19 protein-coding genes are annotated in these 14,637 nt (G+C 37.6%); 8 read left to right on the top strand and 11 right to left on the bottom strand.

Translation table 11 applies throughout. The annotated features are described in order from the left end of the window. Positions 1-104: 104 nt before the first annotated feature. Positions 105-797, top strand: a complete 693-nt coding sequence (locus V7164_RS12135) for a Crp/Fnr family transcriptional regulator (RefSeq protein WP_335354214.1) — start codon at positions 105-107, stop codon at positions 795-797. Between the two features lie 32 nt (positions 798-829). On the opposite strand, the gene V7164_RS12130 is transcribed toward V7164_RS12135, so the two are convergent. From V7164_RS12130 to V7164_RS12120, 3 genes are all read right to left on the bottom strand, one after another. Continuing rightward, the gene (locus V7164_RS12130) at positions 830-1,546 is read right to left on the bottom strand and encodes a YwiC-like family protein (RefSeq protein WP_335354213.1); all 717 of its coding nucleotides are present in this window, start codon (positions 1,544-1,546) and stop codon (positions 830-832) included. 122 nt (positions 1,547-1,668) lie between these two features. After that, complete coding sequence (gene mobB / locus V7164_RS12125; RefSeq protein ID WP_335354212.1) at positions 1,669-2,193, bottom strand: molybdopterin-guanine dinucleotide biosynthesis protein B; 525 nt, start codon at positions 2,191-2,193, stop codon at positions 1,669-1,671. Continuing rightward, positions 2,193-3,458: a molybdopterin molybdotransferase MoeA gene (locus V7164_RS12120; RefSeq protein WP_335354211.1), complete on the bottom strand. Its 1,266-nt coding sequence runs from the start codon at positions 3,456-3,458 to the stop codon at positions 2,193-2,195. Before V7164_RS12120 ends, mobB begins: the two co-directional genes overlap by 1 nt. Before the next feature lie 191 nt (positions 3,459-3,649). Between V7164_RS12120 and ric the strand changes: the two genes are divergently transcribed. Continuing rightward, positions 3,650-4,345 (top strand): iron-sulfur cluster repair di-iron protein, encoded by a 696-nt coding sequence (ric, locus tag V7164_RS12115; protein WP_335354210.1) that lies wholly within the window; start codon positions 3,650-3,652, stop codon positions 4,343-4,345. Between the two features lie 83 nt (positions 4,346-4,428). Here ric and moaA read toward each other — a convergent pair whose 3' ends face one another. The 5 genes from moaA to V7164_RS12090 all read right to left on the bottom strand — a co-directional run bounded on the left by moaA (position 4,429) and on the right by V7164_RS12090 (position 8,767). Continuing rightward, positions 4,429-5,445 (bottom strand): GTP 3',8-cyclase MoaA, encoded by a 1,017-nt coding sequence (gene moaA / locus V7164_RS12110; RefSeq protein WP_335354209.1) that lies wholly within the window; start codon positions 5,443-5,445, stop codon positions 4,429-4,431. Positions 5,446-5,674: 229 nt separating this feature from the next. Further along, entirely contained in the window at positions 5,675-6,799 is a 1,125-nt protein-coding gene (locus V7164_RS12105; RefSeq protein WP_335346348.1) for a TIGR04053 family radical SAM/SPASM domain-containing protein, read from the bottom strand. A 441-nt stretch (positions 6,800-7,240) separates the two neighbouring features. Continuing rightward, positions 7,241-7,579, bottom strand: a complete 339-nt coding sequence (locus V7164_RS12100) for a DsrE family protein (RefSeq protein WP_335346349.1) — start codon at positions 7,577-7,579, stop codon at positions 7,241-7,243. A 13-nt stretch (positions 7,580-7,592) separates the two neighbouring features. Beyond that, a complete protein-coding gene (locus tag V7164_RS12095; RefSeq protein WP_315668212.1) occupies positions 7,593-7,901 on the bottom strand; it encodes a metal-sulfur cluster assembly factor in 309 nt (102 codons plus the stop codon). A gap of 98 nt (positions 7,902-7,999) precedes the next feature. Continuing rightward, positions 8,000-8,767: a prolyl oligopeptidase family serine peptidase gene (locus tag V7164_RS12090; RefSeq protein WP_335354208.1), complete on the bottom strand. Its 768-nt coding sequence runs from the start codon at positions 8,765-8,767 to the stop codon at positions 8,000-8,002. A 266-nt stretch (positions 8,768-9,033) separates the two neighbouring features. Between V7164_RS12090 and V7164_RS12085 the strand changes: the two genes are divergently transcribed. The 3 genes from V7164_RS12085 to V7164_RS12075 all read left to right on the top strand — a co-directional run bounded on the left by V7164_RS12085 (position 9,034) and on the right by V7164_RS12075 (position 10,327). Continuing rightward, positions 9,034-9,849, top strand: a complete 816-nt coding sequence (locus V7164_RS12085; RefSeq protein ID WP_335354207.1) for a Cof-type HAD-IIB family hydrolase — start codon at positions 9,034-9,036, stop codon at positions 9,847-9,849. 123 nt (positions 9,850-9,972) lie between these two features. Then, positions 9,973-10,125: a hypothetical protein gene (locus V7164_RS12080; protein ID WP_335343993.1), complete on the top strand. Its 153-nt coding sequence runs from the start codon at positions 9,973-9,975 to the stop codon at positions 10,123-10,125. A 1-nt stretch (position 10,126) separates the two neighbouring features. After that, positions 10,127-10,327, top strand: coding sequence for a DUF3813 domain-containing protein (locus V7164_RS12075; RefSeq protein WP_335343994.1), 201 nt, complete (start codon positions 10,127-10,129; stop codon positions 10,325-10,327). A 21-nt stretch (positions 10,328-10,348) separates the two neighbouring features. Here the strand turns inward: V7164_RS12075 and V7164_RS12070 are convergent, their stop codons facing one another. Both V7164_RS12070 and V7164_RS12065 read right to left on the bottom strand, forming a co-directional pair. Continuing rightward, positions 10,349-10,780, bottom strand: coding sequence for a Gmad2 immunoglobulin-like domain-containing protein (locus V7164_RS12070; protein WP_335343995.1), 432 nt, complete (start codon positions 10,778-10,780; stop codon positions 10,349-10,351). A 20-nt stretch (positions 10,781-10,800) separates the two neighbouring features. Beyond that, positions 10,801-11,631 (bottom strand): YitT family protein, encoded by an 831-nt coding sequence (locus tag V7164_RS12065; protein ID WP_335354206.1) that lies wholly within the window; start codon positions 11,629-11,631, stop codon positions 10,801-10,803. Positions 11,632-11,745: 114 nt separating this feature from the next. Between V7164_RS12065 and V7164_RS12060 the strand changes: the two genes are divergently transcribed. Continuing rightward, positions 11,746-12,603, top strand: a complete 858-nt coding sequence (locus V7164_RS12060) for a DegV family protein (RefSeq protein WP_335354205.1) — start codon at positions 11,746-11,748, stop codon at positions 12,601-12,603. A gap of 123 nt (positions 12,604-12,726) precedes the next feature. Next, positions 12,727-12,858, top strand: coding sequence for a DUF3941 domain-containing protein (locus tag V7164_RS12055; RefSeq protein ID WP_082677191.1), 132 nt, complete (start codon positions 12,727-12,729; stop codon positions 12,856-12,858). Between the two features lie 219 nt (positions 12,859-13,077). On the opposite strand, the gene V7164_RS12050 is transcribed toward V7164_RS12055, so the two are convergent. Further along, positions 13,078-13,938: a CvfB family protein gene (locus V7164_RS12050; RefSeq protein WP_335348066.1), complete on the bottom strand. Its 861-nt coding sequence runs from the start codon at positions 13,936-13,938 to the stop codon at positions 13,078-13,080. Positions 13,939-14,118: 180 nt separating this feature from the next. Here V7164_RS12050 and V7164_RS12045 point away from each other — a divergent pair, with 180 nt between their 5' ends. Beyond that, positions 14,119-14,610: a YajQ family cyclic di-GMP-binding protein gene (locus V7164_RS12045; protein WP_335348065.1), complete on the top strand. Its 492-nt coding sequence runs from the start codon at positions 14,119-14,121 to the stop codon at positions 14,608-14,610. The last annotated feature ends 27 nt before the right edge of the window (positions 14,611-14,637 follow it).

The raw sequence follows: 14,637 nt of genomic DNA, 5'->3' as shown, positions 1-14,637 counted from the left end.
TTTACAATATAATAGTGTTATTATCCCTAAAAGATTGAATTATTCTAACGTTAAAGGTTCGTTTTTCCCACGGACAGACACTACGGGAAAAGGTGGTTTATCAAATGGAGTCTCAAATTGAGTTTTCTAATGAGCTTAAAGAGTTATTACTAACTGTTAATCATAAAAGAAAAATTGAAAAAGGCACCTTTCTATTCCAAGAAGGGATGAAAGCAAGCGAACTGTTTATTATTGAAAGCGGTTTAATTCAAATAAGTAAAATCGTTCCAGATGGGCGTGAGCTTACTTTAAGAATGTGCTCTACAGGTGATATCATTGGGGAGCTTACACTTTTCTGCTCAGCACCAAGGTATATGTTAAGTGCAAAGGTAATTGAGGCTGGAGAGGTTGCGGTTATCGCTCAAAATGAATTAGAGGAAAGATTAAAACAGGAGCATCAGCTAGCACTTGAATTAATGAAGTGGACAAGCCTTCAATATCGAAAAACACAAACTAAATTTAGAGATCTCATTCTCCATGGGAAAAAGGGTGCCCTATATTCAACATTGATTAGACTTTCCAATAGCTATGGAGTGATTTCCGAAGATGGAATTACGTTAAGCATCCCATTAACGAACCAAGAGCTCGCCAATTTTTGCGGAACATCCAGAGAAGTGGTTAACCGGATGTTAGGAGAACTTCGAAAAAAAGAAATTATTTCGGTAGAAAAAGGAATCATTACTATCCACAGCCTTAGCTATTTAAAAAACGAAATAGACTGTGAAAACTGCCCAGTTGAGATATGTAATATTGATTAGCTCAAAAAAAACGCTTAGTCGAAGCGTTTTTTTTATTGTATGGCAATAAGAACTATGATGAAAAAATAAGCGGCATTTACAATTTCAAGAATCCCTAATTTGGCCATCGTCAAGCCTTTGCCGTAAAAAATGACGGCTCTAATTAGGCTTGGGATATAGGCTGCCACTACTAACCAATTGCCCGTCATGATCCAGACCATAATAATCGCTATATGAAATAACCAGGATATCCATTTATACTTTTGGTTTTTCTTTTCTCTTATCATTGTTTTTACAAAAAAGGTGCTGCCAGTAAAAAATAAAATGGAGGCAATAAAGACTGTCCAAACCTCACTAATCAGGTCTCCATTTGGAAGAAAGCCACTAGCTAACCCTGCTATTGAAAACACAATAATAGCACTCAAATCATTGCCTAATGCACGATCCCTGTTTTTCGATGAATAATAGGCGTTAAGGGTAAAGAAAGGAATCATAACCAGCCCAAATATCACTATGGAAGGTCTTTCCCATAATGGTATCAAGAGCAATATCAAAGCCGGCACTACATAGATAATCGTCCATTTTCGATAGAAATTTATCTTTTTCCTTTTAAATAAAAGGAGCATTGGATATGTAGCTAAATACAGTAATAGCCAGCCAAAGAAAAAAGGGATATGTATCCACATGAAATCATTTGCAGCAACTCCCAGCCAAAACGGGATCATTAGCATCGCCCAAGCCCCGTGCTGTTTTGGTAAAAATAGCTTCACTATTTTCTCCTCCCTTTGGAATGCTGACTTTACTATATCTGCTAATTCATTTTCTTTAAGTGAAAATTATCACAGAAAGGAATAAAACCGCCAAATTGTGACGGTTTTGAGGCGTTTTCATTTTATTTACTTTGCTGGTTTATTAGGAACTTGATAATCCATTCTTCCCCTGCATTATCATGGATAGAAAAAAATGGAATGTTAGGATAAGCATCTCTAATCGTGGCATTTTCCTCATCCCAATACAAAGCTGCTTTAATATTCGTTAAGGTTGTAAGAAGTTTATAGCTATCAACCGATTTCAGGATGACAATTTTCGGATAACTGGCATGCTTATGGCCTTCAATAATAATAAAGTCTGGGTTAAATTGCTTTAGGATTACAAGCTGCTCATCAATCGTCCATTTTATTTTCTCGGCTTGGAGAAGGATTCTGCCATCCCCCTCCACAATAGCTGCGAGTGCCCCAGAAGAAATATGCTGACTAGAATCCTTCGTTTCAAGCAGTTCAGGCTTTCCTCCATGCCCATGATGCTTAACCGTTGCGGCTGTTAATTCATGTTTCGTAAGATGAGTAATAATTTTATTTACAAGTGTTGTTTTCCCGCTGTTTTGGTAACCAACCACTTGAAAAACATATGGAGACATTACCATGGCCACTCGCTTCCGTCATAGTCCTCTAGCAGCAATACATCCACTTCAGAGCCTGCTTGAAAGCCCCTCGTTCCCCCTGGAAGAATCATTAAGGAATTAGCTCCTGCCAGGCTCATTACGATATTGGATTTGTCTACACCACTTGGAAAAACCAATAATTTTCCGTCCTTTACAGTGACAGTACTTCTAACAAAGCGGGTAAAAGGATTTGCTTTTGCAAATTCAACCGTAAGTTCAGCCTTTTCTTTCCGAAGATGAGGCTTTTCAGCAAAAAGCATTTTCCTTATGATTGGACGGGTAAATAGTTCGAAACCAACATAGCAAGCGGATGGATTTCCCGATAAACCGAATAAAAGCTTTCCTTCTAACTGTGCTACAGTCGTCACACTGCCAGGCCTCATGGCTACTTTGTTAAAAAGCACTTCAGCATTCATTTTACTATATATGGCTGGGAGATAATCAAAGTCACCGACTGAAACTCCACCTGTTGTGATCAGTATATCTACTTTATCTAAAGCTGATTTTACCGCTTCATAGCATGTGTCAAACTCATCAGGAAGTTTACCAAAATACTTAACTTCTGCACCCGTGCGTTCTATTTGGGCAGCAATCATATAAGAGTTGCTGTTTCTTATTTTGCCAGGCTGTAGCTGATCATCTACATCCAACAGCTCAGTTCCTGTAGCATATAGACCTACTACCGGCTTTTTTGCAACCGGAACCTTTGCATAGCCAAACGTGGCTAGTATGGCCTGAATTCCTGGATTTATTTTTGCCCCTTTTTTAATAAGAATGTCCCCTTCTTTTGCATCCTCACCTCGGAATGAGATATTATCCCCAGGATTGAATGAACGTTTAATGGACATATAATTTTTCCCGTTTTTTTCAAAGCCTTTCGTTAACTCAAGCATTACAACGGCATTACATTCTGCAGGCATCTGTGCCCCTGTCATAATGCGAACCGCCTGGAATGAGCCAACCATTTTACTTGTCACGTGTCCGGCACCGATATGATCAATAACTTCAAATTCTATGGGATTGTCTGGTGATGCTTCTTTCGTATCGACCGCTCTGACAGCAAAACCATCATATGGAGAACGGTCAAAATGAGGCACATCATTAGTGGCAGTTATATCTTCTGCCAAATACCTTCCGAAACTCTCATTTATTGAGACGTATTCTATGTGACCTGTTTTTTCAAAGTTCATTACCCGCTGAACTGCTTCACCAACAGGAATGGGATTTCTTCTTTCAACCATTTTATCAGCTCCTATAGAGACATCATTATCCTTATATTATAGGTGTATTGATGTTGATTTCATATAATATAGCTCACACTAAATTTCTATTATTTGTCTATAATTTTCATAAGTGTGATTACAGTCACCAGCTAACAATGAAATATCGTTTATGCTGTATATGTAAATAAAGCTTGATTAGGAGGATTATCATGACCATGGCTTTTTCAGAAACAACATTAGTAAAGGATATAGTTAATGAACAACCGAAAACAAGTGATGTATTTAAACGCTATCGTATAGATTTTTGCTGCGGCGGAAACATTCCATTAATAACGGCTGCAACCGAGCTGTCCGTTAACATGGAGCAATTAATGGCAGACTTAAACGAAGTATATGTTAAAGAAGAAAATCAAAAGGACAATATGGAAGTATGGACGGACAGTTCATCTGAAGAAATTATCAACCATGTCATGCAGCATTATCATGTTCCATTATTAGATGAACTTGCCCAGTTAAGTCCATATGTAACAAAGGTAGCAAAGGTACACGGTGATCATCACCCTGAGCTATTGAAGGTATATGAGCCATTCTATGAGTTCAAGAAGGAAATGATTGAACATACAGCAAAGGAGGAAGACACAGTTTTCCCATTGCTGAAACAATTAGAAGATCCTGAAGTACCTAACCGCGAAGAGATTATTAACTACATTAAAGAACTTGAGAAGGAACATGACCACGCTGGGGGACTTTTAAGACAGCTAAGAGAAACGACATCTGATTATGAGCTGCCACTGGATGCTTGCGGAACGTATACGCTCGTGTACAAGCGTCTTGAAATGCTTGAAGGACAAACATTCATGCATGTACATTTGGAAAATAACATTTTATTCCCAAGATATTTTTAATCATAATGTTGCGAAAGGAAATCGGCGATTGGTTGCCGATTTCTTTTTTTTATAAAAAAACATCCCAGACTAGGCAGGGATGATTAACCACCAATATAGGACATCTCAATTTTCTTGCGATTTTTTGCTGTTTCTTCAGTCCGTTCGTCTGAATAACGGTCTTTTCTACCGCTCCAAATATCGATGATTCTGTTTCTTATTTCAGCTTCTGACGCACCGTTCCTCATAAACGCCTTCATATCATGCCCATCTCCATTAAACAGACAGGTGAAAATCTGTCCATTTGCTGACAGTCTTGATCGCGTGCAGCTTGAACAAAAGGATTCCGATACAGATGGAATAAACCCTACATCCACATTTGTCCCTTCATATCGATAACGTTTGGCAACTTCGCCATAATAATCAGGATCAACAGCGTCCAATAGGAAGTGCTCCTTTAAGATTTCATAAATTTCCTTCTTTGTGATAACATCATCCATTTTCCATCCATTTGTGCTGCCAACGTCCATATATTCTATAAACCGAAGCTGTAGTCCGTGTTCTTTGCAAAATTTTGCCATCGGTACGATTTCAGATTCATTTAATCCCTTTTTTACGACCATATTAATTTTTACGAAGAGTCCTGCCTCTTGGGCAGCCTTAATTCCATTGAGAACTTCTTGAACCGCAACATTTCTGCCATTTATTTTTCCGAATAACTCGTCATTTAATGAATCTAAGCTAACATTTACCCGTTGTAACCCGGCTTCCTTTAAATCATTTGCAAGCCTTGGAAGCAAGACTCCATTTGTCGTTAATGCGAGATCCTTTAGCCCATCTATTGCCGCAAGCTTTTTCACGAGAATCGGCAAATCCTTTCGAAGCAATGGTTCTCCGCCTGTAAGTCTGATTTTTTCTACACCAAGATCTACAAATATTTTCGCAAGAAGTTCAATTTCCTCATATGTTAATAGTTCGCTTTTCGGCAAAAAAGCAAAATCCGGTCCAAATTTCTCTGCAGGCATACAATACGTGCAGCGAAAATTACAGCGGTCAATTACCGAAATCCTCAGATCTCTTAGTGGTCGATTCAATTGATCTTTAACGATTGATTTTTCCATCCTATCAACTCCATTGAGGGTGACCTCTTTTGAAACATTGTAGCATACTATATGCCTTTATTAGGCCTTTCAGTTAAATTTAGTTAAAAAAGCCAAAGAGGGGGACTTTAGTAATTGGGCAAAGTTTAACTCATATAATACTTAATATAATATGCTCTTTCAAAAAATTATATACAGTTTGAAGAGTGAGTATAGACCAACTACCAGAGTCACCTTTTTTATCCAACTTTTAAGATGTTGCTTTTTTCCTTAATGTTTTTGGAATGTATACGCAGAAAGGTTCACTTTCCATATAATCTCCTGTGACTGCATACGCACGGGAACGAGAGCCGCCGCAAACATATCTAAATTCACATACTCCGCACTTGCCTTTGTATTGATCTGGATTTCTTAAATTCTTGAATATAGGTGATTCCCTATAGATTTCAGCTAAAGGCTGCTCCCTTACATTCCCTGCTTTAATTGGCAGGAGCCCGCTTGGGTAGACGTCTCCAATATGTGAAATAAATACGAAGCCATTTCCGTCATTGACGCCTTTAGGAGCTCTGCCAAGACCATCAATGGACCCAGTTAATCCTTGTTGAGTCAAAGCATCTAAATATTTAATGTCACCGTTTTGTGCATGTTCCTCTCTCATTTTATTCTGAATAACAACACGGCGATAATGCTGGGCTGCTGTTGTTTTTATATCAAAGGATACCCTTTTACTTAAATCATATAGCCACTTAAATACCTTTTCATGTTCAACAGGTGAAATCATATCACTTTCCTGTCCCCTGCCAGTTGGAACTAGGAAAAAGACACTCCAGAGAACACATTTCAAATCTTCTACAACCTTCGCCATCTCATCTAAGTAATCAATATTATAACGAGAAATAACAGTATTTATTTGAACAGGTATTTCAAGCTCATGCAAATACTTAATTCTTTCTATTGTTAAATCAAATGATCCTGCTGTTCCTCGAAAATGATCATGAATCTCAGGGGTTGGACCATCAAGACTGAAAGCCCAGCGTGATAATCCTACTTCCTTTGCTTTCTCAATCGCTTCCTTTGTCACATTTGGAGTAGCACTCGGGGTCATTGAAACGCGGACACCTTTGTCCACTGCATATTTCGCAATATCAAAAACATCCTCCCTCATCAATGGGTCACCCCCGGTAAAGACAAGCATCGGATTATTCATGTCATAGATTTGATCAATTAATTCCTGTCCTTCTTCAAATGATAATTCACGGGGATCTCTTCTATATTGAGCCTCTGCCCGGCAATGAAGACATTTTAACTGACATGCTCTAGTTAATTCCCAAATCACAATAAAAGGATCTTTATTAAAATCGCGGCTAAAGGACATTAGAATCCTTCCTCTCTTATTTCACTATTTCCATTGCAATTTATCGCAAGGATTTTTATCTAAATATTGATTGCAATTGTAGTATAAGGGATAATGCAGAATAAATTAGTGAGAAATCTCACATTGAGGATTATCAGATAGTTGGATCTTTCTTAACTGGACATATATACTTGCTAGATTGGAGTAATTGGACAGGTTTTTGACTAAATAGCAAAGCATGTCAGATAAATTTGTTTTTTTGGACAGCTTTTCGACTAATTCCCAAAACCTGTCCAGTAAACCATAGTTATCGGATAGCTCTTCGACTAATTCCCAGAACCTGTCAAGTAAACCGTAGTTATTGGACAGCTTTTCAAACTAAATCCCAGAACCTGTCCAATAACCATTTCGATTATTTAGTTTAGTCAAAATAAAACAGCAAGAGCATAAGCCCCTGCTGTTTTATGATATCGTAATGACTTCATATTTGGATGCAAGATCGATAAACGCTGGCATCCCGCTTATTTTACCGGCAATTAATTTATTTTCTACTCCGTAATAGTCTACACAAGTTTTGCAGGCAATTACTTCTACTCCCTTTTCCTCCAGCTCTTTAAGATGAACTGAAGCAAAGGATTGTTCAGTTAATGCAAATACACCGCTATTCATGCAAAAAATCGCTGCAGGTAATTCCTCTCTTTGCTTTAACAATGTAAAAAAGGTTTCAAGAACGCCTTCACCAAGCTCCTTATCTCCTTTTCCAAGCTGATCTGAGCTAACTAGAATGACTTTATTCTTCATCAGCCTCTCACCTCTAACGAACCCCTAAAGCAATCTTGGCATATCGAGACATTCTATCCTTTGACCATGGCGGATTCCAGACAATATTTACTTCCGTCTCTTTCACTTCTGGAATATCTGCTAGAGCACTCTTTACATTTTCTACAATTGTTCCAGCAAGAGGACAGCCCATTGACGTTAAAGTCATATCAACGGTCGTCTTTCCCTCTTCATCCATCTTAACATCGTATACCAATCCAAGATTAACGATATCCACACCAAGTTCTGGGTCAACTACTAGCTCTAGAGCACCCATAATACTATCTTTTACCTCTTGATCCATCTGCTATAACACTCCTTCTTCTATGTTTCTAATTATTATCTTATCAAATATAATCTTGAATATAAATGATGGGCATCACATCAGGCAGTAAATTTACTTTATAAATAAGTTTCAAACCATTTTACTGTTTCCATAACCCCTGTCGTACTCACTTTATGACCAGCTTTCTCATCACTAATAAATGAAAGATTTTCCGGTTGTTTATCGTATAAAGGTTTAATCGTTTCATAAAAATGAAAGGCAGGTGAATAAGGAACGACCGAATCCTGTTTGCCATGCCAGAATAGCAATGGTCTATTTCCAAGTTTATCAGTCTGCTTACTTAAATCAAGTTCTCTAATTTTGTTCATCAAATGAGCCATTTCATCATTAGTGAGTGGAATGTCAACTCCATGACGTTGAAGTTCATCTATTTGGTGCAAGGCAAACTTCTCATAGTAAGGCATACCCATTAAGCTTGCGGCCACTTTTATCCAAGGGTATTGAGTAAGGGCACCTAATGTGACAATTCCCCCCATTGAAGTCCCAACAACACCTACTCTACTAGGTTCTATCAATTGCTCATCTTCGAAGGAACTTTTTACGATCTCCAATTCTTCGATTGTTCGAATGATGATCTCCCAGAAATGTAAATTCAGTTCGTTTCCCGACAGTCCAGTACTCCTTTCACCATGGTAGAGTGCTTCAGGAAGGATTACACGAAACCCTTTTTCAGCTAGTAAGTAAGCATAGTGCAGATTAAATTCCTTCCTGCTTGTGAAACCGTGAATAAAGATGATAGATGGAAGTTTTTCTTCCCAATTATTCGAATCCGCAATATGCAGAAAGGGGATTTCGTTAATTTTGGAATTTTTTACGGTAATCATTGTAAAGCCTCCTAATGTTAAGCCAACCTATATATTNNNNATTTGCAAGTTTAGATTAAAACAGTAAAAAACTTTAACCTTCCTATTAGCCAAAACAAACGAATATTTGTTAACATAGTGTTTATAGTTATTTTTTTGGTTTTAAACATATTTATGTTGGGTACGAGAGTAGGAACATTTCTCATTTAGTGTACCATGAGGACTTTCTTTTTTCTAAAGCTTTACACTTGAAATAGAAAAAATTGTATAAAGAAGGTGTTGTTATTATGGCAGAAAAGCATTTGATCGCGCTAGACTTAGATGGTACGTTGCTAAAGGATGATAAGACAATATCATTAAAAACAAAAAAAGTGATTCAAAAAGCCCGTGAAGAAGGGCATATTGTCATGATTGCAACCGGAAGACCTTTTCGTTCAAGTGAAATTTATTATAAAGAAATGAATCTTGATACTCCAATTGTTAATTTCAACGGAGCTTTTGTGCATCATCCAAAGGATAAAAAGTGGGGAGTTTATCATACACCGCTAGAAGTAAATATTGCTAAAGAAATTGTTGAGGGATGCAGTTCCTTTCATTTTCATAACATTATTGCAGAGGTCATTGATGATGTTTACTTCCATTATCAAGATAAAAAGCTTATAGAAATATTTGGCTTCGGTGAGCCGAATGTGACGACTGGTGATTTGCGCAATTTTCTAAACGCCTCTCCTACAAGTATGTTAATTCATACCGATCAGGAGCATGTGCAAACGATTCGTGATCATCTATCGAGCCTCCATGCTGAAGTCATTGACCACCGAAGCTGGGCGGCCCCGTTTCATGTTATTGAAATAGTAAAGGCGGGATTAAATAAAGCTGTTGGGCTGAAAAGAGCAGCTGATTACTTCCAGATTCCTGCTGATAGAATTATCGCTTTTGGCGATGAGGACAATGATCTGGAAATGCTTGAATTTGCAGGATATGGAATCGCTATGGGGAACGGAATAAATGAGGTTAAATCAGTGGCAAAAGATGTTACCTTAACAAATGAAGAAGACGGTGTTGCCGTTTATTTAAATGAATTATTAAATTTGAAGCTATAATTATGCCTCATCTTAGAAAAAAGACCAAGATATTCCCCTTTTTAAAAGATTCGATTAGAGCATACTAATCAACGAGGCAGCAGATAAGCTGTTTCAATAACTTCTTTTCTGGAGGGGATTCGATTGGGTAGACGTAATAAATCGAAACGCTTTGTTCAGCAGGGTGTAGATTCCGTTACTAAACATGCAGAACGTATCCCTTATCATACAACATATGCAGAGGCTGAGGCAGAGAAAATGGCTAATGTGAAAGATTCTTCTATTGGAGGGGCATAAAATGGGGAATAGATTATTTCAAGAAGCGAAACAATCTGTAAACATGGCAAAAGCGGCATTCCCCTCTGAGCAGGCTAGCGCTGTTGCAGTAGCCAAAAATGCCTTAAGCTCTGCATACGCAAACTCGACAAGAGCAGAGCAGGAACAGTTAGCAGGCATGCAGCAAGCGTTAGATGAAATTCCTTCAAATCCTCAATCATAACAGAAACAACAAGCTGACATTCTACTTGTCAGCTTGTTGAACTTTATCCAGGATTACTGGAAGTGCATTTATCATTTTGCCTTCTTCATTTCGCTCATACAAATAAAGAATAATGGTACCGCTCTCAGGGAAATTCTCTTCCGGAAAATTTATATCTATTTTTATTGTTGACCATGAAGGAAATTTTTCCTTCGTTGCCAGCCTCTTCTCAGAAATAAATTCATTATGTCCATCCTCAACGACATAGAAAAACTCTCCGCTGTTTGACCGTGCTTCCCCAATTACTGTGTAACTCCCTTTCTCGCCACTTACCTCTATTTTTCGAAACGCATTGTTTTCCGTGGCTACTCCCTCCATGTCGTTATAACTGACGAAAGAATGGGTCATCATTTCTCCAGCATATGTCGAAAAGGAGCCAATCATGAATAAATAGGCAATAATAATCTGAAGCATTTTAACCCTCCAAAGGTAAATTAATCCTTGCGGAAGAGACCTAATACACCAACTGTTTGCACAATATTAGTAAAAGCATTTGAATCTATCTCTTTTATTATTCTTTCTAAATAAAATAATTCATAACGAGTGATAACAATCATGAGCATTTCCTTTTCCTCATTAGTAAATGAACCTTTGGCAGGTACAATGGTAATTCCTCTAAGCAGTTTTTCATGAATGACTTTTTTCATTTCATCTGATTTTTTCGTAATGATCATAACCGTTAGTTTCTCATGTCTCGTGTGAATGGCGTCAATAACCCTTGTTGACACGTAAAGCGTCACAATTGTATACAATGCCTTTTCCCAGCCGTAAAGGGCACCTGCTGTTATAATGATAATCGAATTTAATAGAAAGAAATACGTGCCAATCGGTTTATCATTTAAACGTGAAAGGACCATTGCAATAATATCCATTCCACCTGTTGACGCTCCCCATTTTAAAGTTATTCCTACTCCAACAGCTCCAATCACTCCACCAAAAACTGCATTTAATAAGATATCGTTCGAAAACTCCTTTACAGGAATCACTTCTAAAAAGATCGACATAGCCAGAACACTGATAAAACTAAATAGCGTAAAGGACCTTCCTACCTTCATCCAGCCTAGAAGAGCAACTGGAACATTTAAAACAAATAGGAAAATTCCAGTAGAGATTCTCCCTTCAAATATGCTGGATAAAAGCTGTGCAGCACCTGCAAATCCGCTGGAATAAATATTCGCTGGAATTAGGAAGAAGTTCATAGCAATCGCCGCGAGAAACGCACCAATTAATACGATGATTAATTTCTTTGTTCTTAACCAAATCATATGTGATCACCTACCTAAATTATAAGTATTACCCAAAAATGGTATTTATATTGTCTTTTTGTCCTATTTTCTATAAACTTAAGAATAAACAGTATGGAAAGCAGGTGAATATGTATGTCAGTAAAAATTTTGACAGACAGTGCAAGTGATTTACCTTTAAGTTTTTTAAAAGAAAATAATGTAACACTATTTCCATTAAAAGTTCACTTAGATGATACTGAATATGAAGATTTAGTTACGATAAACCCAAAAACAGTTTATGAAGCAATCCGTGAAGGTAAAGTGCCGAAAACGTCCCAAGCTTCTCCTCTAGCCTTTGAAGAAGCTTTTACAAACATGGCAAAAAATAATGAGGATGGAATTTATATTGCATTTTCATCAGAATTATCAGGTACATACCAAACCGCCGTTATGATGCTTGACCAAGTAAAGGAAACCTATCCTGATTTCAACCTAACTATTGTTGATACGAAATGTGCTTCACTTGGATTTGGCTTAATTGTTAAAGAAGCTGTTAAATTAGCTAAAGAAAACGCATCCAAGGAGACTATTTTAGAAGACATTACATACCGCTGTAAGCATATGGAGCATTTATTTACGGTCCACGACCTCGATTATTTAGCAAAAGGCGGACGTGTTTCAAAGGCTTCTGCATTTTTGGGCGGGCTGCTTAATATCAAGCCGTTACTGAATGTTGAAGATGGCAAGCTAGTTCCGATTGAAAAACATAGAGGAAAAAAGAAACTCCTTCGCCGCATTATTGAATTAATGAAAGAAAGAGGCGAAAACTTTGATCGTCAGGTCATAGGTATTAGTCATGCGGACGATGAAGAAACTGCTTTTGAAATAAAAGAACTAATCGTACAGGAATTTAACGTTAAAGAAGTTTTCATTTCCTCTATTGGGGCTTCCATTGGCTCCCATACTGGGTCCGGGACAATCGCTATCTTCTTTTTAAATAATGTAAAATAACACTTATCAATCCCTGCGAATACTCCTTTTCATTTTTACAGACAATATGATTAGGCTAGCCTTCTATTGAAGGTTGTCTAATCATATTGAATTTGTGAATATATGGAAAGGAGTATTCATATTATGCCCCGTACTTCTGATAATGATAAAAAAGCGAAGGATAATAATGCCCTCAGGCATGAAAAAAATATGATGCGTGAGAAAAACCGTAAGGCAGGAAAAAACCAGTACTCTAAAACAACTGATCACCTATAAAGTGAAACTTCAATCAGTGGGGGTTTTCCGACGCACAGGACGTGCTAGTGCCGACGTTGCCACAGGACGTGGCGTTCTTAGTCTGTGTTCGTATAATCGGGCCTTTACGGGCTGTTGATCCCCCACTTTGAAATTTTTGTTTTACTCACCTTCTTGAAATGGGGGTCTTACAGCCCGTTAATCTGCGACAAAATAAACGAGCAAGCACAGCTTGCTCGTTTATTTCTTCATATAAGTCCAGCCTTCTTCTTGATAGATTTTCCCTTCCTTCATCAACCGCCCTAATGCACGTTTGAAGGAGGCTTTACTAAGCTGAAAGCGATCCTGTATATCCTCTGGAGCGCTTTTATCACTATAAGGCATAGCCCCGTTGCGCAATTGTAAATAGGAGAGGATTTTTTCAGAATCCTCATCAAGTGCCTCTTGTTTTCTCGGCGCTAAAGAAACATTGATCGTTCCATCCTCTTTTACATCAATTATTCTGCCTTCAATCTTTTCTCCGAGACGCGGTTCTGTTTTTCGCTGAGACTCATGGATAAAACCTTTAAACCCTTCGGCCGTATAAACCCAGCTTCCAACCTTTGCTGTTCGATAAATATGGCCATGAATGTTTTTATTAAAATCTTGTCTTGTAGCCTTTATCGACATTTGCTCGATTATTGGGTCTGTGGCAACTTTTACATAGATGCGACTATTGCGGTTCACTCTTAACGTTATATAAAGCAAATCGCCGACTTTTGGCCAAACTGACCGATGGACAGGAAGATCTTCTTTTCCAAGGAGCATATCTTTTTTTATTCCGATATTGATGAAAACACCAATTTCCTGTTTTTCATCACTAACAACTGCCCAGCCATAAGATTCTGTTGTAATCTCAGGGATAGTTGTTGTAGCTGCTGCTCTTCCCATAGAATCCGTGTATAGAAAAACTTCAATCTCTTGGCCTTCTTCCAGCTGCATATCAGTATCGTTTTTGTGTAAGAGAACATCCTCTTCGCCATCTGATAAAAAGTAGCCAAATTCAGCTGGCCTTTCAACTGTTAGCTTTACAGTACGGCCAATATAATCTTTTATAGGCATTATTCATTCATCCTTCTAAATTTTATTAATAATCATCTATATTATATAAGACAATATCTCCTAAAGTTGTTGGGACTGCTATATTTTACTATAATTATAAGTAAAGTAAAACCTCTTTTCAAAAGGACATCATGATTATTGATAGCTTTTTGAAAAGAAACGAAGCTTAAGGAGGCAATTATGTCTAAAGAGAGTTCATTTGATATTGTATCCAAGGTTGACTTTTCAGAAGTTACCAATGCTATTAGTATTGCCATGAAAGAGATTCAAACCCGCTATGATTTTAAAGGAAGCAAAAGCCACGTTTCTCTGGACAAAGAGGAGCTTGTACTAATTTCAGACGATGAGTATAAGCTTGGTCAGCTTAAAGATGTGCTATTAAGTAAAATGATTAGAAGAGGCATTCCAATAAAAAATTTAGATTATGGAAAAATTGAAGGGGCTTCAGGAGGAACAGTACGGCAAAGAGCCAAGATTGCCCAAGGAATCGATAAGGAAAATGCAAAGAAAATTAATACACTCATTAAAAACAGCGGTTTAAAAGTAAAAAGCCAAATACAAGATGATCAAATTCGAGTTACTGGAAAAAACCGTGACGATCTGCAACAGATCATTGCCGCTATTAAGGAAGCGAGCCTAACCGTAGAGGTGCAGTTTGTTAATTACCGTTAATAAAATCTATAGTAAAAGCCAAAGGAA

Origin of the sequence: Bacillus sp. JJ1474 (assembly GCF_036965225.1) — a bacterium.
GTDB lineage: Bacteria > Bacillota > Bacilli > Bacillales > Cytobacillaceae > Cytobacillus.
Note: the sequence above shows the minus strand (reverse complement) of the source record. Positions and strands in the feature narration are given on the sequence as shown.